Source organism: Rhodococcus sp. NPDC003382 (genome assembly GCF_053589135.1).
The window spans coordinates 130,863-153,969 of sequence record NZ_JBSFRH010000008.1 but is presented as its reverse complement, the minus strand read 5'-3'; the positions used below and the strand labels follow the sequence as shown (position 1 = coordinate 153,969).

The window sequence follows — 23,107 nt, the reverse complement described above, 5'->3', positions numbered from 1 at the left end:
GCTCCGGTGACGGAAGCGTGCGGTGTCAGCCGGTGGCGCGGGGGCGAACATGACTCTCAGATCCATCGTGCGCGCGGCGCGGGGGCCGCGGAAGGAAGTACGAGGTGCGCTGCTGGTACTCGGGGTAGCCCGGCCGCCGCGACATCGACCGCTCCAGTAGCCGCGCACCGGTGGCGTACACCAGGAAGTACGTCATGATCGCGGGCGAGGCGACGGTGAGCACACCCGGCCACACGCTCGCGGCGATCAGCCACAGGCCCCACCACACCGTGGCGTCACCGAAGTAGTTCGGATGACGGGTCCACGCCCACAGCCCACGATCCATGATCCGGCCGCGGTTGGCGGGGTCGGCCTTGAACGCGCGCAGCTGCCGATCACCGACCGCTTCGAACACGAACCCGACGACCCACAGCACCACACCGGCGACCAGCGCGACCGTGCCGAGACCGCGGGTGGGTCCGGCGACCGCGGACACCTGGATCGGCAGGGAGACGAACCACTGCGCGGCTCCCTGGGTGACGAAGATCTTCCGCACCACGATCGCGATTCCCGTCGCTTCGCTCGCCCCGTTGCCGACGGAGGCGCCGCCGGCCCGGTTCAGCAGAGCCGTGTACCGCGGGTCCTCGCCCTTGCCCGCGGACTTGCGGTGCATGTGCCAGGTCAGCCGCACACCCCACAGGGCGACGAGCACGAGCAGCAGCACACGGCGGACCGGGTCGCCGCTGCCGAGCGCCGCCGCGACCGCGGCGACGTACACGAAGCCCGCGCCCCACGCGACGTCGACGACGTTGTACCGGCCGATCCGGCGCCCGACGGCGAACGTGGCCGCTTGCAGGACCGCGAGCCCGGCAAGGCTGACCAGCGTGACGGTGAGGAAACTGCTCCAGGCGCTCACGGCCGGGCCTCCTTCGCGAGAACGATGTGCTGGACGTCGAGGTAGCCGGAGCGGAAACCGGCCTCCGAGTAGGCGAGATAAAAATCCCACATCCGGCGGAAGGTCGCGTCGAATCCGAGCGCCGTGACCCGGTCGCTTTTCGCGGTGAACCGTTCGCGCCACAACCGCAGCGTCTCGGCGTAGTGCTCACCGAAGCCGAGACGGTCGACGGTGCGCAGCGACGTGTGGTCCCGGGTGATCGTCTCGATCGCCTCGGTGGACGGCAGCAGCCCGCCGGGGAAGACGTACTTGTGGATCCACGTGTAGGTGTCGCGGGTCGCCAGCATCCGCTCGTGCGGCATGGTGATCGCCTGCAGGGCGACGCGCCCGCCGGGACGCAGCAGCCGGTCGAGGACGCGGAAGTAGGTGGGCCAATAGTCGTAACCGACGGCCTCGATCATCTCCACCGACACGATGGCGTCGTACTCGCCGTCGATCGCGCGGTAGTCGAGCAGATCGATCTGCACCGCGTCGCCGAGCCCGGCCTCGGCGATGCGGAGGCGCGCGAGTTCCTGCTGTTCGCTCGACAGCGTCACCGATCGGACCTGCGCCCCGCGCTGCGCCGCCCGCAGGCTCAGCTCTCCCCAGCCCGTGCCGACTTCGAGAAGACGTGTGCCGGGGCCGACGCGCGCGGCGTCGAGCAGGCGGTCGATCTTGCGCCTCTGTGCCTGTGCGAGGTCGTCCCAGCGGGCCGGGAATTCGTCGAACAGGGCGCTCGAATAGGTCAGGGTTTCGTCGAGGAACGATTCGAACAGGTCGTTGGACAGGTCGTAGTGGCGGGAGATGTTCGAGCGGGTGTTCTTCTCCGAGTTACGTTCCGCGGCAGGGTGGCCGGCGACGAACAGGCGGCGCAGTCGCTGCAGCGGGCGGGGGATCAACCGGTCGACCTCGGCCGCGAAGGGGGTGAGCACCGCGACCGGGTCGGGTGCCGCCCAGTCCCCGGCCATGTAGGCCTCGCCGAATCCGATGAGCCCCGCGGTCCCGAGGCGCCGGGCGAATGCCTCGGGCCGGCGGATGATCATGCGCGGCAGGATCCGCCCCCGCGCTGCGGCACCGACCACGGTGCCGTCGGGATATTCCACGCGCACATCCAGCCGGGACGCGGCGCGGCGGAACAGGCGGTCGGCGACCGCACCGGCCACCCGTGCGTGCCGGTCGGCGCGGACGCCGGCGATGTCGGGCCAGCGGTGCGCATCCACGACGGGTGCGGTGTCGTCGAGTTCCGGTGCGGTCATCGGACTTCCTCCTGGAGACGGTGGCCGGTGGGCCGGGGGACGAGGGGCAGTCTGCGCAGCCACAGGGTGATGCCCTGCCGTCGGATACGGGCCGAGACCATCAGCGGCGCAAGAGGATCGGTGAGCTGTGCGACCGCGACGGTGGCGGCGGTCGCCCGCTGTGCCCGGCCTCGCATCGTCGCGGTGAACGGGATCGACCCGTTCCGGTGCAGGATGACCGCCACCTTCAGCTCGTTCCCCGGTTCCGGGACGGACAGGTGGTAGCGGCCGTCGACGGGATTGAACGGGGAGACGTAGAACGCCTTGTCGACCTCGGCGCGACCCGTGGCGTCGGTGCGCACCAGGTAACAGTGGCGGCCGCCGTACGTGTTGTGCACCTCGGCGACCACGCACACGAGAGCGCCCGTGTCGTCGTGGCACCAGAACAGGCTTAGCGGGTTGAACACGTAGCCGAGCACCCGGGCGTTGAGCAGGGCGGTCACCCGCCCGCCGCGCAGGTCGACGCCGTGCTCCGCGAGGTAGGCGTCGAGGGCGTCGCGCAGTGTCGCCCGCGGCTGCGGATCGTCGAAATGGTCGGCGGGGTCGAAACGCGCGAAGGGCCGCAACCACAGCGGGAGCCGGGGGAGGTCGTCGAGGTCGACGAACCAGCTGTAGCTGCGGTATTCGAAGCCGTGCCGGATCGGGGCGTGGCGGGTGTGCCGGATCCGGGTCCGGTAGAGCGACGGGGTGGTCATGGCGCGAGCACCTCCGCCTCGGCGTGCGGGAACTTCGTGGGGGCGCTGTCCCATTCGACACCGAGACGACGTGCCGCCTCGACGCCGGAACGCGCGCCGTCCTCGTGGAATCCCCAGCCGTGATAAGCGCCGGCGAAAGCGAGTGTGGGGCTGCCGAGTTCCGCAAGACGCTGCTGCGCTGCCACCGATTCCGGTGTGTACAACGGGTGTTCGTAGGTCATCTCGGCGATCACCTTCTCCGGGTCGACGCGGTCGGCGCCGCCGAGCGTGACGAGGAAACGCCGATCGGTGACGGTGGAGATCCGCATCAGCCGGGTCATGTCGTAGGTGACGACCACCGAGCCGCTGCCGTCGCCGTCGCGGGGGATCAGGTAGTTCCACGACGCCCGGGCGCGTTCGGCGCGGGGCAGCAGCGACGTGTCGGTGTGCAGCTGGGCGTGGTTGACGGAGTACGGCATCGCGCCGAGAACCTGCTGCTCGAGGGTGGTGGGACGGGCGAGCATCGCCAGGGCGTGCCGGGGGTGTGTCGCGATGACCGCGGCGTCGAAGGCGCGTGCGTCCCCGTCCCCGGCGACCACGCGGACACCGTCGCCGGTGCGTTCGACATGGTGCACGGGGGTGTGGACGAGCACTTCGTCGAGCCCGGCGGCGATCTTCTCGACGTAGCGGGCCGAGCCACCCGTCACGGTGCGCCACGTCGGTGATCCGAAGACGGTGAGCATGCCGTGGTGTTCGAGAAAGGTGAACAGATAGCGTGCCGGATAGCGGGTGGCCTGCACCGGATCGCACGACCAGACCGCCGCGACCAGCGGCGTCATGAAGTGTTCCTCGAAGTACCGCGAAAAGCGATGCCGGGCGAGGAATTCCGCGAGAGTGACGTCTCCGGGGTCACCGCTCTCGGCGAGCAGGGCACGGGCGAGGCGATGGAACCGGACGACCTCGCCGAGCATGTGCAGGTAGCGGAGGCGGCTCAGCGAGCGCAGGTCGGGGAACAGGCCGGGCAGACCCTTTGCGCCCGCGTATTCGAGTCCGGTCGCGTCGGACCGGATGGACATCGACATGTCGGTGTCCTGCGTGGCGACGCCCAGTTCGTCGAACAGTCGCAGCAACGTCGGATAGGTGCGGTCGTTGTGCACGATGAACCCGGTGTCCACCGGCACCCGCACCCCGTTCCCGAGGTCGACGTCGTGGGTGTGGGCGTGGCCGCCGAGACGCGCGTCGGCTTCGAAGAGCGTGACGCGGTCGCGGCGGGCGAGGACGTGGGCCGCGGTCAGGCCCGCGACGCCACTGCCGATCACGGCGACGGAACGGGGCCGGTCATGCTTCACGGGAGCCTCCGGGGGAGTGGGTGGGCGGGGTCAGGGCGTCGGACAGGAAATCGGCGGTCAGGGCGTGCCAGCGCTCGGGCCGGGTGAGCAGGAAGTGACCGGCGCCGGGGAACGGCAGCCAGGTCGCATCCACGCCGCGGCGGCGGGCGGCCTCCGTCTGGGCTTCGGCGACCGACGGGTCGGTCCACGTGTCCGCGGTGCCGTGGGCGACCAGGAGCCGCCGGCCCGGCGGGATCAGGGCGCCGTCGTTGTCCGGCCACCACGGGGCCAGCGCCACCACCGCCTCGACCTGAGGGTGCGCGGCGAGGTGTGCGACGACACGCCCGCCCATCGAATGCCCGACAAGTCCGATGGGAGCATCGGGCCGGCGGCGGCGGATCTCGTCGAGGGCACGCAGACCGTCCTGCACGGGGCTGCGGACGTTCCCGTTCCAGCCCCGCACCGTGTATTGCACCTGGCGGACGGTGATGCCGGTGCCGGCAAACCGCAGCCGCAGAGACTCGGTGAGCAGCGACATCCGCAGCTGCGACAGGTGCCACCACCGGGCGGTCGCGGTACTCGCCGGCTTGCCGCCGGGCAGCACCAGCACGTGGGCGCGGCCGCGGCTCGAAGGAATCTCCATGACCGCCATTCGGAGCCGCAGACGCGGCGGATGGCTCGCCGCAGAAACCGGCCCCGGAAACGGCTCTCGAAAAAAACTTTCGGATCCGACCCATCCGCCCCCCGACCGGTGGCGAATGACCGGTGACACACCCGATCGACGGAGCCCCCGGGCCCTCGCCACGGAAGGAAGACGAACGATGGCTATTCGAACGCGAAAGAGCATGGCACTGATCGGAATCGGCGCCGCAGCAGTGATGGGTCTGTCGGCGTGCTCGTCCGACGACTCCGACTCCGCAACGGAGTCGGCGACTTCGGCAGCGACCTCGGCGATGTCGTCGATGGAAGCGACGACCACCGCGGAGGCCGCGGCATCCGGACTCGTGGGCCCGGGCTGCGCCGCCTACGCCGAGCAGGTACCGACCGGACCCGGTTCGATCGAAGAGCTCGCACAGCAGCCGGTCGCCACCGCCGCCGGGAACGTGCCGGTCCTGACGACGCTGACCGCAGCGGTTTCCGGGCAGCTCAACCCGGACGTGAACCTCGTGGACACCCTCAACGGGGGCGAATTCACCGTCTTCGCGCCGGTCGACGACGCGTTCGCGAAGGTCGATCCCGCCACCGTGGAGACGCTGAAGACGGATTCGGCGTTGCTCACCAATGTCCTGACCTACCACGTGGTTCCGGGGCAGATCGCTCCCGCCGACATCGCGGGTGACCAGACCACCGTCCAGGGCGGGACCGTGACGGTGACCGGCTCGGGTGACGACTGGAAGTTCAACGACGCCAACCTGATCTGTGGTGGAATCAAGACTGCGAATGCCACCGTCTACCTGATCGACGGAGTGCTGCTGCCGCCGCAGCAGTAATTCCGGTGCCCGGACCGACGAAAGGAGATCCCGTGAAACGAGCGATGTTCGGACTCGCCGCGGCGGCACTCGCCGCGGTGGGTCCGGCCCTCGTCGCGGCACCCGCGCAGGCGGCGCCGCTGACTCCCGTTCCTCAGCTCGACGTGACGCAGTACGTCGGCGGCTGGTACCAGCTCGCCGCCAATCCTGCGCCGTACAACATCGACTGTGTTCGCGACACCACCGCGCAGTACACCCTTCTCGACGAACGCAATGTGCGCGTGGAGAATTCGTGCACGACGATCACCGGCGAGCGGCGCGGGATCGTCGGCAACGCCCGCGTCAACGACACCGCGTCGCTGCACGTGTCGTTCCCGGGTGTGCCGTTCCAGGACTCGCTCGACGGTCCGAGCAACTACATCGTCACCTACCTCGCCGACGACTACTCGTGGGCCCTCGTCGGTGACCCGACTCGGGTGTCCGGATTCGTGCTGTCGCGCTCGCCGGTGGTGGACGGCGCTGCGTGGCAACAGATCCGCACGGTCGTCGAGGACGCCGGGTACAACTCGTGCCTGATGCTGACCTCCCCGACCACGGAAGGATTGCAGGAGATCAAGCCCCTCTGCACGGTGTAGCGGAAGGCACTGTGTAGCTGAGGAACCGGCGCCGGGATCGCAACTTCGGATGCGACCCCGGCGCCGGTCTCATGCGCCCACGCCGGCTTCCCGGCGCGCGGCGCCCGCGATGTTCTCGAGCATGCCCTTGAAGATGATCCCGTGGAACGGCAGCAGCGAGTACCAGTACAGCCTGCCGGCAAGTCCTTTGGGGAAGAATATCGCCCGCTGATGCAGGCGTGTCCGGTCCGGGTCCAGCGGTTCGAGACGCCATTCGAGCCACGCCCCGCCCGGCGCGAGCATCTCGGCGCGCAGCCGCAGCAGTTCGAAGCGGTCGATCCGCTCGACGCGCCAGAAGTCCAGGGCGTCGCCGGTGTGCAGCGTCGTCGGGTTGCGGCGCCCCCGTGTCAGGCCCACCCCACCCGCGAACCGATCCAGCCAGCCCCGGATCGTCCACGCCAACGGGAAGGAATACCAGCCGTTCTCGCCGCCGATGCTCTCGACGACCGGCCACACCTCACGCGCGGGGCAGTCGCAGTCCAGGCTGCGTTCGTCGGTGAACACCACCTCCCCGGCCCAGTCCGGATCGGACGGCAGCGGGTCGGCGGGTGCACCGACCGGTGAGGCGTTCGCCCACGTGGTTTCCACCTCGCCGCGATCGATGCGGCGCAACGCCAGCGCGACCGCGTCCCGGTATCCGGTCGTGCCGCCAGGTGGGGGAGGGATCACCGCGTCGATGTCGTGCTCCGAGACGACCGCATCGGTGCTCAACGATTCGATCAGTGCACGCCCCAACGACGGGGGAATGGGGGTGACCAGGCCGATCCACAGTCCGGCCAGTCTCGGGGTGAGGACCGGCAGCACCACGATGCGCCGCCGCCGCAGCCCCGCGACCTCCGCGTAGACCTGCAGCATCTCGCCGTAGCGCAGCACGTCGGGGCCACCGATGTCGAAGGTCCGGCTGCGCGGCAGCGGTGCGTCGGCGGCCGCGACGAGATAGTGCAGCACGTCGCGCACCGCGATCGGCTGGATCCGGTTGTTCACCCAGCGGGGTGTGGTCATCACCGGCAGACGGTTGCCGAGGTGGCGGATCATCTCGAACGACGCCGAACCCGACCCGATGACGACGCCCGCCTGCAGCACCAGCGTGGGTACCCCGGAGTCGAGGAGGATCCGGCCGACCTGTTCCCGCGACCGCAGATGCGGCGAGAGCCGGTCGGAATTCGGATGCAGGCCGCCGAGATACACGATCCGGCCGACGCCGGTACGTTTCGCCGCCGCGGCGACGTGCTCGGCGGATCGCTGTTCCGCCTCCGCGAATTCACCTCGCCCGCCCATGGAATGGACGAGGTAGTAGACGACGTCGATGTCACGGCACGCGGCCTCCACCGAGTCCGGATCGTCGAGATCGCCCTGCACCACCTCGACGTCGCCCGCCCAGGGGACGTCACGCAACTTGTCCGGGGTGCGGGCCAGCACCCGCACCCGGTGCCCGGCGGCGACGAGGCGAGGGGCGAGCCGTCCGCCGATGTATCCGGTGGCGCCGGTGACCAGGATGCGCAGCGGGGCAGTCATGTCTGTTCGAGGATGTGCCCGAGTTGATGCCGCAGGCTGTCCTCGATGTGGGGACGTCGGTATGTGTGTCCGGCCTCGAGCAACCGGCGCGGCACGACGTGCTGGTCGGCGAGGGCGAGTTCACGGGCACCCTGGTCGCCGAGAAGCAGTTTCGGACCGAACGACGGCACCGGCAGCAGCGCCGGCCGGTGCAGCACGCTCGCCAGGATCCGCGTGTAGTCCTCGTTGCGGACCGGTTCCGGCGCAACGGCATTCACGGGTCCGGACAGCGACGGGTCCGCGAGCGCCCGGTGGTAGACATCGATCAGATCGTCGATGTCGATCCACGACAGCCACTGCCGACCGTCGCCGAGCCGGCCGCCGAGCCCGGCCGCGAACAGCGGACGCAGGATCTGCAGGGTGCCGCCGCGCGGAGTCTGCACGATGCCGGTGCGCACGTGGACCACACGCAGGCCACCGGCTTCGGCGGCTTTCGTCGCGGCCTCCCAGTCGGCGACCAGGTCGGCGAGGAATCCCGAACCGCGGGAAGCGTTCTCGTCGAGCATCTCGTCGCCGCGGTAGTAGCCGTACAGGCCGATCGCGGACGCGCACACGAACGAGGCCGGTCCGTTCGCGGTGTTCGCGGCGCATTCGGCGAGCAGCCGAGTGGGTTCGATCCGGCTGTCGCGGGCCGCGGCCTTGTGCTCGTCGGTGAATCGTCCACCGATGGACGCACCCGCCAGATGCACGACGGCGTCCACGCCTTCGAGCAGATCCTCGGCCGGCTCCTGCGGATCCCATTGCCGCTCGTGGTGATCGCGGGGTGCTCGGCGCACGAGCCGGATCACCCGGTATCCGCCGCTGGTCAGGAACGCGGTCAGTGCGGTGCCGACCAGCCCGGAGGTCCCGGTGACCGCGACCGTCACCGGTCGCACACCCTGCGACTGGGCCCAGCGGTGTGCGTCCAGGTCGTCGGCGATCTGCCGGTGCCGGTAGCGGAAGGTCTGCAGCAGAAGCTTTTCCGGGATCGGGGTGTCCACCCGGTCGACGATGCGGGTGCGGCCGCGGCCGACCGCTTCGAAGATGTGCTCGTGCCGCCACGACGCGACGAGACCGGCGGGGAGCGAGGTGAGACCGTCGCGGCCCAGTTCGTCGACGAAGCGCGCGGGCGGATCGTAGTCTTCGGGCCGGTGGTCGGCGATCCACCGCAGGCCACCGGGAAGTCCCAGCACCGCGCGGCCGTCGGCGAGCGAATCCGCCTCCGCGATCACCCGCATCGGCTGCCACGGCGGCATCAGCCGCTGGATCGCACCCGGCCGGGCGTGCCAGGCGAAGACCTCGTCGCGCGGCACGTCGACGATGCTCGAATACTCGATGCCCATGGTCCCCTCCGTATCAGCTTCGTCGTATCCGGTGGTTCGGGGCGGCGGTGTCCCCGGATGGGTAGATCTACCGTCTCGCGATCTCGCCGTACCGGGCCAGCGCGACCTGCCGTTCGTGTGTGTGGTCGACGATCGGGTCCGGATAGCCCGGGGACGATCCGTTCGGTGACGTGGCGGTCGGCGGCCGGTGCACCCCCTTGCCGGGAATGCCGCGCAGTTCGGGTACCCAGCGGCGTACGTAGTCACCCGTCGGGTCGAACTTCTCGCCCTGGGTGGTCGGGTTGAACACCCGGAAGTAGGGTGCCGCGTCGGTGCCGCACCCGGCCGTCCACTGCCATCCGTGCTGGTTGGAGGCCAGATCGCCGTCGACGAGGTGATCCATGAAGTGTTGGGCGCCCCACCACCACGGCAGGTGCAGATCCTTCGTGAGGAACGAGGCGACGATCATCCGCACCCGGTTGTGCATCCAGCCCTCCGCGAGCAGCTGGCGCATGCCGGCGTCCACGATCGGGAATCCCGTCCGGCCCTGCTTCCACGCGGTGAACGCGCGGTCCGCTTCAGGGCCGGTGTCGTAGCGGATGTCGTCGAACCGGTCGTTGTAGTTGCGGCGGGCGGTGTCCGGCCGGTGGTGCAGCACGTCGGCGTAGAAGTCGCGCCAGCACAGTTCGCTGCGCAGTGTCGTCGCGCCGGGATCGGAACGGTCGCGCAGGTCGTGCAGCAGGGTGCGCGGATGCACGCACCCGAACTTCAGGTACGGAGACAGCCGGCTGGTGCCGTCCAGGTCCGGGCGGTCCCGGTCGCTGTCGTACCGGTCCAGCGCGTCGTCGCGGAACTGCTGCCAGCGTTTCTGTGCCGCTGCCTCTCCGGCGGGCGGCAACGCGACCCCGAGGCTGTCGTCGTCGGCCGGTATCGACGTTCTGCCGTCGACGCCGTCCGGGTCGATCCACGCCACCGTCGACGCGCCGGTACGGGCCGGTGCCCGCCACCCGTGCTCGAGCCATGCCTTCCGGAACGGCGTGAAGACCCGGTACGGGCTGCCGTCGCCCTTGAGGATCCTGCCCGGTGAGACCGCGTAGGGCGATCCCGTCCGCACGAGCGGCACGTCGCCGAGGGCATCCTCGACGGCCCGGTCCCGGCGCGACCCGTACGGGGCGTAATCGGCGCTGATGTGGACCGATGCCGCGTCGAGGTTGCGGGCGAGCCGAGGGATCACCGTCACCGGATCCCCGCGGACGACGAGCAGGCGTCCGTCGAGGTCGTCGTCGAGAGCGCGCAGGCACCGCAGCAGGAAGGCGGTGCGCGGGCAGGGCCGCAGCAGCCGGTCGTCGAGCACGAACACCGCGGCCGCGCTGTCTGCCGTGTCGGCGGCAGACAGCAGGGTGGGCAGGTCCTGCAGCCGCAGGTCGCGGCGGAACCAGACCAGTGCGGGGCTACTCACCCGTCCAGTGTGCCCGGATCGGCACACGACGACACACGACTTCGGCAGCCCCGCAGAACCCGCAGACGAGGTAGACAGCCGCGCGCTGGCGGCAGCGCGCCGCTGCCTTTCCGATCTGCGGCTATGCAGGGGGCCGCGAATCGTCGAAGCCTCCCGTCTCGGAGAGAATGGGAGTCATGTCCGACGCCTACGAAGTACCCATCCGCGACGAGTCGATCCGGCTCGGCCAATTCCTGAAGCTCGCGAACCTCATCGAATCCGGGGCCGAGGCGAAGGAGGTCATCGCGGACGGACTGGTCTCCGTCAACGGCGAGGCGGAGTTCCGGCGCGGCCGGCAGCTGCACGTCGGCGACATCGTGGAGATCGCAGGGGCCAGCGCACGCGTCACCCGCGAAGGGTAGCTACGCCGCGCGCGCCGCGACCCACGCGGCGATCTGCGTGCGCGACCCGAAACCGAGTTTCGCGAGGATCCGTTCGACGTGACCGTCGACCGTCCGCGGTGAGATCACCAGATGCTCGGCGACCGCGCGGTTGCTCAGGCCCTCCGCGATGAGCGCGGCGATCTCGAGTTCCCGTTTCGTCAGGGGCGAAACACTCGTCGGTGCGGTGGCCTCGGCGGCGGCTTCCCCGAGCGCGAAGACCACCGCTTCGTCGATCGTGGTCCCCGCATACGCGGAGGCGAGCTTGCCGAATTCGGCTTCGCCGAGCGCGTCGACGGCGCGCTGCCGCGCGGTACGCGAATCGTCGGTGACATGGGGGCCGAACGCCGAGATGTCGGTGCCCAGCCGTGTCCACACCGCGTCGGCCGCGCCGAACAGGCGCGCCGACATCCGGGGATCGGATCCCGCACATGTCCACGCCAGCACCTCGATCGACAGCGCGGTGCAGATCTTGTCCTTGTAGGACCGCTGGATACGCAGGGCGGCCCGGGCCGCGTCCACCCCCGCGCCGGGTGCCCCCTGATGCAGATGCACGAGGCTCGAAACCCACAGCGAATAGGCGCGATTCCAGTTCTCGCCGTAGCGCTCGGACAGGTCGAGGACCGTCTTGCAGGTGGCGAGCGCGGCGTCGGCATGCCCGTCGTAGATCTGCGCCATGGCGAGCTGGAACGACGCGGTCAGCACCGCGGCGGTGTCCTCGTGGGAGCGGAGCACCGCGATCGCCGACTCGTACAGGCCGATCGCCTCGGTGGTGCGGCCGCGGAAGAGCAGGTGCAGGGCCGCCCAGTGGTCGGTGTGTGCACCCAGGTGATCGTCACCGAGAGTTCCGGCGAGAGAACGGCATTCGGTCAGGTGCCGCTCGGCCGCATCGTGATCTCCCTGGATCAGCGCGATCCAGGCAGCCACCCACAGGGCATCGCCGCGGGCTCGGACCGGATCGGTGACGTGCTGCAGGACGCGCTCGAGGCGGGTGCGGCCGTCGGCGAGGTTGCCGCCTGCGATCCAGTGATAACGCAACGCCACCGCGAACTCGGCGGTGGTCGGCGACGACGATTCCTCTCGCAGCGACCAGTCCAGCGCCGCAATGTGATTCGGATGGTCGATGCGCAGGTTCGTGAGGATGTCCCGCTGTGTCGATCCGCACCAGTCCTGCGCGGCGCGTGCGGCCCGCGCGGCATAGTGGTCGCGATGCCGGCGATACAGTTCCGCAGTCTCGCCGCACCTCTCGGCAAGCTCGGCTCCGTATTCGCGCACGGTCATGAGCTGGGTGTACCGGAGCTCTTCGGCGGCGCGCTCGGTGCCGACGAGGGACTTGGCGACGAGCCGGTCGAGCAGGTCGACGATGTCGTCCACGGGAAGCGCACCGAACCCGCACACCGCCTCTGCCGCTTCGAGATCGAACGAGCCGGGGAAGACGGAAAGGCGTGCCCACAGCAGCCGCTCGTCCTCCGAGCACAGGTCGTAGCTCCAGTCGATCAGAGCGCGGAGGGTCTGCTGCCGCGGCAGGGCGCTGCGGTTGCCGCCGGTGAGCAGCGCGAACCGGCGGTCGATCCGCTCGACGAGTTGTGAGGGCGACAGCGACCGCAGCCGGCTCGCGGCGAGTTCGACGGCCAGCGGGATGCCGTCGAGGGACCGGCACAGCTGGGCGATCGCGTCGGCGTTCGCGTCGGTGAGCTCGAAGTCGGAGACGGTGTTGTGGGCGCGTTCGACGAACAGCGTCACCGCCTCGAACGGCGCGATGTCCACCGCCCGGTATCCGGTGCCCGGCGGGGGAGTGCCCAGCGGCGGCAGCAGGTAGGTCTGTTCCCCGGCGATGCCGAGCGGTTCGCGGCTGGTGGTGACCACCCGGATCTCCGGTGCTGCGGCCAGCAACGACGTGACCAGCGTGATCACCGCGGAGAGCAGGTGCTCGCAGTTGTCGACGACGATCAGCATGTGCCGGTTGCGGGTGTGCTCGGCGAGCTTGTCGAGCACCGGACGATTGGACTGGTCGGTCACGCCGAGGGCGGCGGCGGCCGCGGACGGCACCGTGTCCGGGTCCCGGACGGCCGCCAGATCGATCCACCGGACCGAATCGCGGAACGCGCGCGCCGAGCGCACCGCCAGCTCCTCCGCGAGCCGGGTCTTGCCCACCCCGCCGGGTCCGACCAGCGACACCAGACGGGCCTGCTGCAGGCACGCGCGGGCCGCGTCGAGTTCACGGCGACGCCCGACGAAGCTGGTCAGAGACCTGTGCGGGACGGTGGTGGCGGACAGCGCCGGACTCCCTTCCGAGATGCCGAAGGATCGAGGCCGAAGATACCCGATCGGGCTGTGACCCCCAACACAGGTAGCTACGGGGGTGTTCTCCCCCATGTGGGGTGGGTGTGATCCACGTCATGGTGGTCGTGTCCGGATCGGCACCCCTCGAGTGCCTTCCCCCGTGATCCACGAGGAGTCAGCATCATGTCCTTCGATCCTTCTTCCGCCTCTCCCGACGTCGACGCGGTCGTGGTAGGAGCCGGGTTCACCGGCCTGTACGCGCTGTACAAGATGCGCGACGAAATGGGCCTGACGGTCCGGGTTTTCGACGCCGCCGACGATGTGGGCGGCACCTGGTACTGGAACCGGTATCCCGGCGCGCGTGTCGACATCGAGTCGGTCCACTACTCGTACTCGTTCTCGAAGGAACTGCAGCAGGAGTGGCGGTGGAGCGAGCGGTTCGCCGCGCAACCGGAGATCCTCGACTACCTGCGGCACGTCGCCGACCGCTTCGACCTGCGCAAGGACATCACGTTCGGTACCCGCATCACCTCCGCGGTGTGGGACGAGGACCGCCGCGTGTGGACGGTGGGCACCGAGTCCGGCGACTCGGTCACCGCGACCTACCTGATCTCCGGTGCGGGCAACCTGTCGGTGCCGAAGAAGCCGGAGTTCCCGGGCATCGAGAACTTCGCCGGCGAGGTGTACCTGACCGGCAACTGGCCGCACGAACCGGTCGATTTCATCGGCAAACGCGTCGGGATCATCGGCACCGGGTCCAGCGGCATCCAGGCGATCACCGAGATCGCGAAGCAGGCCGGGCACCTGTCGGTGTTCCAGCGCACCCCGAACTATGCGACGCCGATCGGCAACACCCCGGTCACCGACGAGGAGATCGCGCACGTCAAGGCGCACTACGACGAGATTCGCGCCGCCTCCCGCAACCACTTCCTCGGCGTCCCGTACGACCAGGTGCAGGACTCCGCGCTCGCGGTCTCCGCCGAGGAACGCCGACGTGTGTTCGACGAGCGTTGGGACGCAGGCGGATTCCGGTTGTTCATCGACAGCTTCCGGGACATCCTGTTCGACAGGGAAGCCAACGACACGGTCGCCGAATACATCCGCGAGCGCATCTACGAACGGGTGAACGATCCCGAGGTCGCGAAGCTGCTCGCGCCGACGAACTACCCCTACGCGACCAAGCGTCCGCCGCTCGAGACGAACTACTACGAAACCTACAACCGCGACAACGTCACCCTCGTCGACGTCGCGAGCGCGCCGATCCGGGAGATCACCGCGACCGGTGTCCGTACCGCGGCCGCCGACCACGAACTCGACGTCATCGTCCTGGCCACCGGATTCGACGCGATGACCGGGCCGCTGCTGGCGATGGGCATCGTCGGCCGCGACGGCGAGCGGCTCGAGGACAAGTTCGCGGGCGGACCGCGCACCTATCTGGGGCTGATGATGCACAAGTTCCCGAATCTGTTCCTGGTCACCGGCCCGCAGTCCCCGTCGGTGCTCTACAACATGCCGCTCGCGATCGAGGACCACGTCGACTTCGCCACCGACGCCATCGCCCATCTGCGAGAGCGCGGTCTCGACACGATCGAGCCGACCCTCGAGGCAGAGGACGCGTGGGTCGAGCACTGCGCCGAACTGGCTGCGGCAACGCTGATGCCGAACACCGACTCGTGGTACATGGGCGCGAACATCCCGGGCAAGCCGCGGGTCTGCATGGTCTACCTCGGCGGAGCGCCCGCGTACCGGGCCAAGTGCGCCGAGGTCGTCGAACGCGGCTACGAAGGCTTCGAGCTCGGCGGCGGCGAGCAACTCGCCCGCGCCTCCTGACGCCGCTCCGATCACTCAGCAGCACAACACTTTCGAAAGAAGGCAGACAGATGGCACTGGACGAGCACGTCGCGCAGTTGATCGCGGGACTGCAGGCACAGGGACTGAAGTCGTTCGAGCAGATGTCGGTGGACGAAGCGCGCGCAGTCGTCGCGACGTTCACCGGGCTGCAGGCGCCGGCCGAACCGGTCGCGCGGGTTCACGAGGCGCGGTACAGCAGCGCCGGCCGGGAGCAGGACCTGCGGATCCATGTTCCGGAGGGTGAGGGGCCGCATCCGGTGGTGCTGTACTTCCACGGCGGCGGATTCGTGGCGGGGAGCCTGGACGTCGTGGACGAGCCGGCTCGCGGAATCGCCAACGCCACGGGCGCCATCGTGGTGACCGCCGCGTACCGGCTCGCGCCCGAGCACCGGTTCCCGGCCGCGCCGGACGACGCGTGGGCCGCACTGAAGTGGGTCGCCGCCAACATCGCGGACTACGACGGCGACCCTGACAACATCGTGATCATGGGCGACAGCGCCGGCGGCAACCTGGCGGCCGTCACGGCGCTGCGGGCCCGTGACCAGGGCGGACCCCGGCTGCGCGGGCAGGTGCTCGTGTACCCGGTCGTCGATCCGGAGGCGCAACTGCCGTCGCGGAGAGAATTCGCCGAGGGGTACGTGATCACCGCGGCGGGGCTGGACTGGTTCTGGGAGCAGTACCTGTCCGCGCCCGGCGATGCGCAGAATCCCTATGCGGTGCCCACCCGCGCGGACAGCCTGGCGGGTCTGCCGCCGACGCTGATCCTCACCACGGAGAACGAGGTGGCGCGCGACGAGGCCGAGGAATACGGCGCCCGCCTCCACCGGGACGGTGTCGACGTGACCACCGTGCGATTCGACGGCCTCGTGCACGGGGTGTTCTGGATGTCCGGTGCGGTGCCGCGCAGTCGTGAACTACGCAGTGCGGTAGCCGAATTCGTCGGCACCGTCACCGCATCCGATCAGGCCTCGGCGCGGACGACGACGCCGTCGCTGTCGCTGTAGACGATCTCACCCGGGTTGAACGTGACCCCGCCGATCTCGACGGGCACGTTCTTCTCCCCGGAGCCGGTCTGGGTGCTCTTGCGCGGGTTCGTGCCCAGCGCCTTGATGCCGATCTCGAGCGTGCGCAGGATCGCCGAGTCGCGGACCGCGCCGTTGACGATGACCCCGGCCCAGCCGTTGTCGACGCCGCGGCCGGCGATGATGTCGCCGACGAGCGCGGTGTGGATGCTGCCGCCACCGTCGACCACGAGGACACCGCCGTTGCCCGGCTCGCTCAGGGTCTGCTTGACGAGCAGGTTGTCCTGGAAGCAACGGATCGTGGTGATCGGCCCGCAGAACTCGGTGTGCTTGCCGAACTGGATGAACTGCGTGTCGCAGCTGCGGATGTCCGGACCGATCTCGTCGGCCAGGTCGGCGGTGGCGGTGAACTCGGGCTTGGTTGCTTCGCTCATGAGCAGAGGATAAGTCCCAGCTCATACGGTCAGATGATCGTACTCATAACCGGTCAAAGCGGTAGATTCTTGTATTCTTACCGGACAGCGCTTGGGCTGTGCGACGGGACTACAGGACGGTGAAATGCCACTCGACGGACGCTCGACGGTTGTTCGCGTGCCGAAGGCCGGCGAACTGATCGCGGCGAGCCTGCGCAGGCAGATCATCACCGGCGAGCTCGAGCCCGGCGAGCCGCTGCCGAACGAAGCGGCCCTGATGGAACGGTTCGGGGTGTCCCGGCCGACGCTGCGCGAGGCGTTCCGCATCCTCGAATCCGAAGGCATCATCACCGTCCTGCGCGGCGCCCACGGCGGCGCCCGCGTGCAGGCGCCGGACCGCTCCACCGCGGCCCGCTCGACCGGTCTGCTGCTGCAGTACCGGGGCGTGCCCCTCGCCGATGTCTACCGGGCCCGCACCGAACTCGAGGTCGCGGCGGTCGGTCTGATCGCCGCGAACCCGGAAGATCGCGTCGACACCCTCGCCGAACTGGTCGAACGCGGCGCGGAACTGATCGGTGACCCGATCGGGTTCGCGCGGTACGACACCGAGGTGCACCGCATGGTGATGGAACTCGGCGGCAACCAGACGATGGCGGTACTCGCGGGCATGCTGCTCGACATCATGGACGCCCACAACGCCCTCTACATCTCGACGCGCAGCGACGTCTCCGACCGCCCCGGCGCGTCGGTCGCGCTGCGCGCGAACCGCAAGCTCGTCGAATTGTTGCGCAACGGGGAACCCGGTGCCGCCGAAGCCTTTTGGCGCAAGCATCTCGACAGTGTCGAACGGGTCATGACCGGGGATTCGGCGACCACGCTCGTCGAGGTGCTGTCCTAGCGGGCGACGCGGCAGCAGTCAGGCGGTGAAGGTCAGCCACAGCAGCGTCGCATTCAACGCGACGATCAGACCCACCGTCAGCCAGGCCGCCGCACTCGTCGCCGGAAGATTGCGCTGCGCGCCCATCAGCACCGGGTCGGAACTGATCCGCACGAGCGGCACCAGCGCGAACGGAATGCACATGCTCAGCACGACCTGGCTGAGCACCAGGGCGAACGTCGGATCGACACCCGCCGCGAGCAGGATCAGCGCGGGCACCATCACGATCACGCGCCGCACGATCGGCCGGAGCCGGATATGCAGCAGACCCGCCATGATCTCGGCGCCGGCCGCGGATCCCACCGCCGTCGACGCGAGGCCGGACGCGAGCAGGCCGACCGCGAAGACCACGCCGATCGTCGGGCCGAGGGAATCGGTGATCGCGGCGTGCGCACCCTCGATGCTGTCGGTGCCCTCCCGTCCGCGCAGCGCCGACGCGGCGAGCAGCAGCATGCCGATGTTCACGGTGCCCGCCACGACCAGGCCACCGGCGACGTCCCAGCGGGTCGCCCGCATCACCCGGTCCAGGCGGGGCCCGGGTTCGACCCTGCCGTGCCGGGCGCGGGCGAGCGCCGAATGCAGGTAGATCGCGTGGGGCATCACCGTCGCGCCGAGCATCGATGCCGCCAGCAGGACCGTGTCGGTTCCCTCGAAGCGGGGCACCAGCCCGGCCGCGGCGTCGGTGAACGACACATCCGTGAACGCCAGACCGGTCAGGAACCCGACGGTGATGATCGCCAGCAGCGCGACCACCACGAACTCGAAGGAACGCTGGCCGCGGCGGTCCTGCACCGACAGGATCGCAATGGACACGGCACCGGTGATCAGCCCACCGACGAACAGGGGCAACCCGAACAGCAGGTGCAGGGCGAGGGCACCGCCGATCACCTCCGCGACATCGGTGGCGATCGCCATCACCTCGGCCTGGAGCCAGAAAGCGCGGCGCGACGGGGTGCGCAGGCGCATACCCAGCAGCTCCGGCAGGGAACGCCCCGTCACCACACCGATCTTCGCGGACAGGTACTGCACGAGGATCGCCATGATGTTGGCGACCACCAGCACCCACAGCAGCAGATATCCGTAGCGGGCACCGGCGGTCAGATTGGCGGCGACGTTACCGGGATCGACGTACGCGACGGCCGCCACGAAGGCGGGGCCGAGCAGGAGGAAGAGACGCGACTGGTGCGTCCGAGTGTCGATAGAGGTCACCGACCGAATCGGCGTTCGTACTCCGCGCGCTCGCGGTCCGCCCGCTCCCGCTCCTTCGCGCCGAGCAGGGCCGGATCCAGGCCGTGCTGCTGCAGCCGGTGCCGCTGCCAGATCGGCCGCAGCGCGACCGAGAAGTAGATCCACGGAAGCAGCAACAGCAGCATCATCGCGATCGGAATCCACACCGGGCCCGGAATCAGCAGGAACAGCAGAAGGAACGGGATGATCGGGGTGATCCAGCGCACCAGGTAGCGTCGCGTGCTGCCGGGACCGAGAACGTCGTTGCGGACCCAGTCCTGCATTTCTGTCGGCAGCCGGCGACCGAACACGTAGCCGATGAGCTGGATTGGATTCGGTCGTGCACTACTCATGTGGACCAGGATAGTGGCCTATCCGTAGAGGCCGGAGATGCTGTCGGCGAATCGGTCGACCACCACCTTGCGCCGGAGCTTCATGCTCGGGGTCAGATCACCGGCCTCGATGCTGAGTTCACGGTCCAGGATCGTGAACTTCTTGATCTGCTCCCACCGGTTGAGCTGGGCGTTGAGCTCGTCGATGTATGCGGCGATCAGCGACTCGGTCTTCTCGTGCCGCGCGATCTCCGCGAACGACAGCCCCTCCAGTCCGTTCTTCTTGGCCCACTCGCCGATCGCCTCGGCGTCGAGCGCGACCAGCGCCACGCAGTACGGCTTGCCCTCGCCGTGCACGACGATCTCGGCGGCGTACGGGCAGATGCCCTTGAACGTCGCCGCGACCGCGGACGGTGCGACGTACTTGCCCTGCGACGTCTTGAACATGTCCTTCTTGCGGTCGGTGATGCGCAGGAAGCCCTCGTCGTCGATCGAACCGATGTCGCCGGTGTGGAACCAGCCGTCGGCGTCGAACGACTCGGCATCGGCATCGGGACGGTCGTGGTAGCCGCTCATCACGCCGGGGCCCTTGATCAGGATTTCCCCGTCCTCGGCGATCTCGACGTCGGTGCCGGGGAACGGCCAGCCGACGGTGCCGAACCGGTACGCGCTCGGGCGGTTGAGGAACGACGCGGCGGACGTCTCCGACAGGCCGTACCCTTCGAGCACCTTGATGCCGACCGCGTCGAACCACTGCGCGACCTCGGCGTCGAGCGGGGCGGAACCGGAAACGAAGAAGCGGAGCCGGCCGCCGAAGCGTTCCCGGATGGTCGAGAAGACGAGCTTGTCGGCGATCTTGTACTGCACCGTGTCCAGTGCGGAGGGGGATCGTCCCTCCTGGCGGGCCTTCGACGTGCGCAACCCGACCCCGATCGCCCAGTCGAAGATCTTCTTCTTGACGCCGCCTTCCTCCTCCATCATTCCTTCGATACGGGCGTGCGCCTTCTCGAAGATGCGGGGAGCGGCACCCATGAACGTCGGGCGAACCACCGCGAGATTTTCGACGATCTTGTCGACGCGACCGTCCACGACCGTCGGGAAACCGATCTGGATCGGCACGCTCAGCAGCACCTTGCCGAACACATGGGACAGGGGCAGCCAAAGATACTGCAGGTCGTCGGGGTGCAGGATGCCCAGCGAATCGACCGCGGCCGCGGTGTACGTCCACGCCGAATGCGGCAGCCGCACACCCTTCGGCTTGCCGGTGGTCCCGGACGTGTAGATCAGCGTCGCCAGATGCTCGGGCTTGATGCCGTGGATGCGATCGAGCACGACGCTGTGCTGTTCCTCGAGCAGCTTGCGGCCGAGGTCCTCGAGTTCGGACAGGCCGATCACCCAGTCGCCGTCGCCGGTGCCGTCGATGACCACGACCTTGCGCACGTCGGGCAGTTCGCTGCGGTGGGCGGCGAGCTTGCCGACCTGTTCCTGATCCTCCGCGATGACCACGCGGCTGCCGGAGTTCGAGACGATGAACGCGACGTCGGCGGCGTTCGTCGTCGGATACACGGTGGTGGTGGCGCCGCCGGCGCACATCGTGCCGAAGTCGGCGAGGATCCATTCGTACCGGGTCGACGACGCGAGTGCGACACGATCCTCCGGTTCGATCCCCAGGGCGATCAGGCCGCCGGCGATGAGACGCACCCGGTCGACGGTCTGCTCCCACGTGACACTCGCCCAACCGCCTTTGCCGTCCGGGAAGCGGAACGCCTCGTCGTCCGGGTTGCTGGTGACGCGGTCGATGAGCATTCGCGCGAGCGACGGCGACCGCTGTTCGATCTTCGAGAAGTCGACGGGCTCGTCGGATTTGCGAAGGACGGTCATGCGCCCAAGTCTAGGAAGCCTGGTCGGCTCCGTCTCCGCTTCCGACAACCTCGATGCGCACAGTGGGAGACACGCGCGCGCGGCGGGTTACGCGCGGGTGTCTTGTGGGGCGGCGGATGGTGGTGAGGCGGCTGTGGCCGGTTCCCGGCCGATGGCGAGCGCCATGAGCGCGGCGATCGCGCACAGGGCCCCGGCGACATAGAACGCGGCGTCGTACCCGCCGAGACGGTCGCGGACCAGACCCGCCAGGAACGCGACCAGTCCCGCACCGACCTGGTGCGACGCGAGCACCCAGCCGAACACGATCGGGGCGTCCGGACCGAAGTGCCGGCGGCACAGCGCGACCGTGGGCGGGACGGTCGCGACCCAGTCGAGGCCGTAGAAGACGACGAACGCGATCATCGGCGGGTGCACGGTGTTCGCGAACAGCAACGGCAGCACGAGCAGCGAGATGCCGCGCAGCAGGTAGTAGATGCCGAGCAGGCGGCGCGCGTCGAACCGGTCGGTGAACCAGCCGGAGGCGATGGTCCCGACGACGTCGAAGATCCCGATCACCGCGAGCAGGCTCGCCGCGGCCGTCAGGGGCATGCCGTGGTCGTGGGCCGCGGGCACGAAGTGCGTGCCGACGAGGCCGTTGGTGCTGGCACCGCAGATGGCGAATGTGCCTGCGAGAAGCCAGAAGACGCGGGTGCGCGCGGCGGTCGCCAGGACCCGCAGGGCGCGCAGCCCGGCGTTGCCGGTGCTCGGCTCGACACGCACGTAGTCGGGGCCGGCGCCGTAGGGGACGGTGCCCACGTCCTCGGGCCGCTCGCGCAGGAACAGCACGACGAGCGGCACGACGGCGAGCGCCGCGAACGCCACCGTCAGGGCGACCGCCTGCCAGTTGTACTTCTCGGCGAGCAGCGCCAGGACCGGAAGGAACACGAGCTGACCCGCCGCGCTCGCGGCGGTGAGGATGCCGGTGACCAGACCGCGGCGCGCGACGAACCAGCGATCGGTGACGGTCGCGACGAATGCCAGCGCCATCGACCCGGTGCCGAGCCCGACCAGCACGCCCCACAGCAGGATCAGCTGCCAGGTGGCGGTCATGAAGACCGTCAGTCCGCTGCCGGCGGCGACGAGCCCGAGGGCGGCGGTGACGACCGCGCGCATCCCGAAGCGTTCCATCAGGGCCGCGGCGAACGGCGCGGTGAGGCCGTAGAGGACCAGATTGATCGATACGGCCGCCGAGATGCTCGCCCGGGACCAGCCGAAATCCGCGTGCAGCGGTTCGATGAGCACGGACGGCGCCGCACGGAACGCGGCGGCGCCGACCAGTGCCAGGAACGCAACGGTCGCGACCACCCAGGCGAAATGGATCCGGTGGGTGGTCGGGGGAGGAGCGGCGGTCTCGATCGTCACGGCGATCATTGTCTCCGGTAACGACCGCTCGGTGCCAGTGGCAGAAATGCCAGACGTCGTCCGAATTCTGCCACCGGCCGACCCGAGTTGCGACGGGCGGCGTGATTCCGCCGCTCGCTCACGCCTGCTCGATCACTCCTCGAAGTAGCGGAGGATCACCTCGACGACGACAGCGGGACGCTCGCTGCCTTCCAGTTCGATCCGTCCGTCGACGGTGAGCTGCACGCCGCCCTTGGGAAGTTTCTCGAAATCCTTCAGGCTTGCGTCGAGGCGGACCTTGCTTCCCGCCGGCACCGGGTTGGTGAAGCGCACCTTGTTCAGGCCGTAGTTCACGGCCATGGTGGCGCTGTCCACCTTCAGGATCTGCTCCCACATGGGGATCAGAAGCGAGAGGGTGAGGAAGCCGTGCGCGATCGGGCCGCCGAAGGGGCTCTCGGCCTTCGCGCGCTCGAGATCGATGTGGATCCACTGGTGGTCGTCGGTGGCGTCGGCGAAGGTGTTGATCCGGTCCTGTTCGACTGCCATCCAGTCGCTGGTGCCGAGGGATTTGCCGACGAGGGGCTCGAGGTCGGCGAGGGTGGCGACGTGCGTGCCGTTTGCCATGTGTTTCCTCCTGCTCGTCCTGCTCGTCGAGTCCGAGGACTCGGAAGGCTTCCGAGTCCGATGACTCGGAA

21 protein-coding genes are annotated in these 23,107 nt (G+C 69.2%); 6 read left to right on the top strand and 15 right to left on the bottom strand.

Annotation, left to right across the window (positions count from 1 at the left end; genetic code table 11):
- Positions 1-25: 25 nt before the first annotated feature.
- Genes ACWDUD_RS08550 through ACWDUD_RS08530 form a run of 5 tightly spaced genes read right to left on the bottom strand, consistent with a single transcriptional unit; the run spans position 26 to position 4,853 of the window.
- Positions 26-895: a DUF1295 domain-containing protein gene (locus tag ACWDUD_RS08550; RefSeq protein ID WP_450109051.1), complete on the bottom strand. Its 870-nt coding sequence runs from the start codon at positions 893-895 to the stop codon at positions 26-28.
- Positions 892-2,169: a class I SAM-dependent methyltransferase gene (locus ACWDUD_RS08545; RefSeq protein ID WP_450109050.1), complete on the bottom strand. Its 1,278-nt coding sequence runs from the start codon at positions 2,167-2,169 to the stop codon at positions 892-894. Before ACWDUD_RS08545 ends, ACWDUD_RS08550 begins: the two co-directional genes overlap by 4 nt.
- On the bottom strand, positions 2,166-2,903 hold the full coding sequence (locus ACWDUD_RS08540) for a DUF1365 domain-containing protein (RefSeq protein WP_450109049.1): 738 nt from the start codon (positions 2,901-2,903) through the stop codon (positions 2,166-2,168). The genes ACWDUD_RS08545 and ACWDUD_RS08540 overlap by 4 nt, the downstream gene beginning before the upstream one ends.
- Complete coding sequence (locus ACWDUD_RS08535) at positions 2,900-4,231, bottom strand: NAD(P)/FAD-dependent oxidoreductase (protein ID WP_450109048.1); 1,332 nt, start codon at positions 4,229-4,231, stop codon at positions 2,900-2,902. The genes ACWDUD_RS08540 and ACWDUD_RS08535 overlap by 4 nt, the downstream gene beginning before the upstream one ends.
- Positions 4,221-4,853, bottom strand: coding sequence for a dienelactone hydrolase family protein (locus ACWDUD_RS08530; RefSeq protein WP_450109047.1), 633 nt, complete (start codon positions 4,851-4,853; stop codon positions 4,221-4,223). The genes ACWDUD_RS08535 and ACWDUD_RS08530 overlap by 11 nt, the downstream gene beginning before the upstream one ends.
- Before the next feature lie 178 nt (positions 4,854-5,031).
- Here ACWDUD_RS08530 and ACWDUD_RS08525 point away from each other — a divergent pair, with 178 nt between their 5' ends.
- Positions 5,032-5,700 (top strand): fasciclin domain-containing protein, encoded by a 669-nt coding sequence (locus ACWDUD_RS08525; RefSeq protein WP_450109046.1) that lies wholly within the window; start codon positions 5,032-5,034, stop codon positions 5,698-5,700.
- Between the two features lie 44 nt (positions 5,701-5,744).
- Positions 5,745-6,314, top strand: coding sequence for a lipocalin family protein (locus ACWDUD_RS08520; RefSeq protein ID WP_450109072.1), 570 nt, complete (start codon positions 5,745-5,747; stop codon positions 6,312-6,314).
- Between the two features lie 69 nt (positions 6,315-6,383).
- Here the strand turns inward: ACWDUD_RS08520 and ACWDUD_RS08515 are convergent, their stop codons facing one another.
- From ACWDUD_RS08515 to ACWDUD_RS08505, 3 genes are all read right to left on the bottom strand, one after another.
- Positions 6,384-7,868, bottom strand: coding sequence for an SDR family oxidoreductase (locus ACWDUD_RS08515; protein ID WP_450109045.1), 1,485 nt, complete (start codon positions 7,866-7,868; stop codon positions 6,384-6,386).
- On the bottom strand, positions 7,865-9,229 hold the full coding sequence (locus tag ACWDUD_RS08510) for a TIGR01777 family oxidoreductase (RefSeq protein WP_450109044.1): 1,365 nt from the start codon (positions 9,227-9,229) through the stop codon (positions 7,865-7,867). Before ACWDUD_RS08510 ends, ACWDUD_RS08515 begins: the two co-directional genes overlap by 4 nt.
- Before the next feature lie 67 nt (positions 9,230-9,296).
- A complete protein-coding gene (locus tag ACWDUD_RS08505) occupies positions 9,297-10,667 on the bottom strand; it encodes a cryptochrome/photolyase family protein (protein ID WP_450109043.1) in 1,371 nt (456 codons plus the stop codon).
- Positions 10,668-10,843: 176 nt separating this feature from the next.
- On the opposite strand from ACWDUD_RS08505, the gene ACWDUD_RS08500 reads away from it, so the two are divergent.
- A complete protein-coding gene (locus ACWDUD_RS08500; RefSeq protein WP_450109042.1) occupies positions 10,844-11,068 on the top strand; it encodes an RNA-binding S4 domain-containing protein in 225 nt (74 codons plus the stop codon).
- Here ACWDUD_RS08500 and ACWDUD_RS08495 read toward each other — a convergent pair whose 3' ends face one another.
- On the bottom strand, positions 11,069-13,333 hold the full coding sequence (locus ACWDUD_RS08495) for an ATP-binding protein (RefSeq protein WP_450109071.1): 2,265 nt from the start codon (positions 13,331-13,333) through the stop codon (positions 11,069-11,071).
- Positions 13,334-13,552: 219 nt separating this feature from the next.
- Between ACWDUD_RS08495 and ACWDUD_RS08490 the strand changes: the two genes are divergently transcribed.
- Positions 13,553-15,199: a flavin-containing monooxygenase gene (locus tag ACWDUD_RS08490; RefSeq protein ID WP_197254743.1), complete on the top strand. Its 1,647-nt coding sequence runs from the start codon at positions 13,553-13,555 to the stop codon at positions 15,197-15,199.
- A gap of 50 nt (positions 15,200-15,249) precedes the next feature.
- Positions 15,250-16,224 carry an alpha/beta hydrolase gene (locus ACWDUD_RS08485; RefSeq protein WP_450109041.1) on the top strand — a complete coding sequence of 325 codons (975 nt, stop codon included), beginning with the start codon at positions 15,250-15,252 and terminating at the stop codon, positions 16,222-16,224.
- Here the strand turns inward: ACWDUD_RS08485 and rraA are convergent.
- Positions 16,182-16,676 carry a ribonuclease E activity regulator RraA gene (gene rraA / locus ACWDUD_RS08480; RefSeq protein ID WP_450109040.1) on the bottom strand — a complete coding sequence of 165 codons (495 nt, stop codon included), beginning with the start codon at positions 16,674-16,676 and terminating at the stop codon, positions 16,182-16,184. The two genes, ACWDUD_RS08485 and rraA, sit on opposite strands and share 43 nt — an antisense overlap.
- A gap of 124 nt (positions 16,677-16,800) precedes the next feature.
- On the opposite strand from rraA, the gene ACWDUD_RS08475 reads away from it, so the two are divergent.
- Entirely contained in the window at positions 16,801-17,553 is a 753-nt protein-coding gene (locus ACWDUD_RS08475) for a FadR/GntR family transcriptional regulator (RefSeq protein WP_450109039.1), read from the top strand.
- Between the two features lie 18 nt (positions 17,554-17,571).
- On the opposite strand, the gene ACWDUD_RS08470 is transcribed toward ACWDUD_RS08475, so the two are convergent.
- The 5 genes from ACWDUD_RS08470 to ACWDUD_RS08450 form a co-directional block, all read right to left on the bottom strand.
- The gene (locus ACWDUD_RS08470; RefSeq protein ID WP_450109070.1) at positions 17,572-18,810 is read right to left on the bottom strand and encodes an Nramp family divalent metal transporter; all 1,239 of its coding nucleotides are present in this window, start codon (positions 18,808-18,810) and stop codon (positions 17,572-17,574) included.
- On the bottom strand, positions 18,798-19,172 hold the full coding sequence (locus tag ACWDUD_RS08465) for a DUF5313 family protein (protein WP_197254737.1): 375 nt from the start codon (positions 19,170-19,172) through the stop codon (positions 18,798-18,800). Before ACWDUD_RS08465 ends, ACWDUD_RS08470 begins: the two co-directional genes overlap by 13 nt.
- An 18-nt stretch (positions 19,173-19,190) precedes the next feature.
- A complete protein-coding gene (locus ACWDUD_RS08460) occupies positions 19,191-21,032 on the bottom strand; it encodes an AMP-dependent synthetase/ligase (protein WP_450109038.1) in 1,842 nt (613 codons plus the stop codon).
- Between the two features lie 87 nt (positions 21,033-21,119).
- Positions 21,120-22,433, bottom strand: a complete 1,314-nt coding sequence (locus ACWDUD_RS08455) for an MFS transporter (protein WP_450109037.1) — start codon at positions 22,431-22,433, stop codon at positions 21,120-21,122.
- Positions 22,434-22,565: 132 nt separating this feature from the next.
- Positions 22,566-23,036, bottom strand: a complete 471-nt coding sequence (locus ACWDUD_RS08450) for a MaoC family dehydratase (RefSeq protein WP_248675587.1) — start codon at positions 23,034-23,036, stop codon at positions 22,566-22,568.
- Between the last annotated feature and the right edge of the window lie 71 nt (positions 23,037-23,107).

Coding starts and splice junctions, on each gene's coding strand:
- ACWDUD_RS08545 (WP_450109050.1), bottom strand. CDS start 2,169: ATGACCGCACCGGAACTCGACGACACCGCACCCGTCGTGGATGCGCAC.
- ACWDUD_RS08540 (WP_450109049.1), bottom strand. CDS start 2,903: ATGACCACCCCGTCGCTCTACCGGACCCGGATCCGGCACACCCGCCAC.
- ACWDUD_RS08530 (WP_450109047.1), bottom strand. CDS start 4,853: ATGGAGATTCCTTCGAGCCGCGGCCGCGCCCACGTGCTGGTGCTGCCC.
- ACWDUD_RS08525 (WP_450109046.1), top strand. CDS start 5,032: ATGGCTATTCGAACGCGAAAGAGCATGGCACTGATCGGAATCGGCGCC.
- ACWDUD_RS08520 (WP_450109072.1), top strand. CDS start 5,745: ATGTTCGGACTCGCCGCGGCGGCACTCGCCGCGGTGGGTCCGGCCCTC.
- ACWDUD_RS08515 (WP_450109045.1), bottom strand. CDS start 7,868: ATGACTGCCCCGCTGCGCATCCTGGTCACCGGCGCCACCGGATACATC.
- ACWDUD_RS08510 (WP_450109044.1), bottom strand. CDS start 9,229: ATGGGCATCGAGTATTCGAGCATCGTCGACGTGCCGCGCGACGAGGTC.
- ACWDUD_RS08500 (WP_450109042.1), top strand. CDS start 10,844: ATGTCCGACGCCTACGAAGTACCCATCCGCGACGAGTCGATCCGGCTC.
- ACWDUD_RS08490 (WP_197254743.1), top strand. CDS start 13,553: ATGTCCTTCGATCCTTCTTCCGCCTCTCCCGACGTCGACGCGGTCGTG.
- ACWDUD_RS08485 (WP_450109041.1), top strand. CDS start 15,250: ATGGCACTGGACGAGCACGTCGCGCAGTTGATCGCGGGACTGCAGGCA.
- rraA (WP_450109040.1), bottom strand. CDS start 16,676: ATGAGCGAAGCAACCAAGCCCGAGTTCACCGCCACCGCCGACCTGGCC.
- ACWDUD_RS08475 (WP_450109039.1), top strand. CDS start 16,801: ATGCCACTCGACGGACGCTCGACGGTTGTTCGCGTGCCGAAGGCCGGC.
- ACWDUD_RS08465 (WP_197254737.1), bottom strand. CDS start 19,172: ATGAGTAGTGCACGACCGAATCCAATCCAGCTCATCGGCTACGTGTTC.
- ACWDUD_RS08460 (WP_450109038.1), bottom strand. CDS start 21,032: ATGACCGTCCTTCGCAAATCCGACGAGCCCGTCGACTTCTCGAAGATC.
- ACWDUD_RS08450 (WP_248675587.1), bottom strand. CDS start 23,036: ATGGCAAACGGCACGCACGTCGCCACCCTCGCCGACCTCGAGCCCCTC.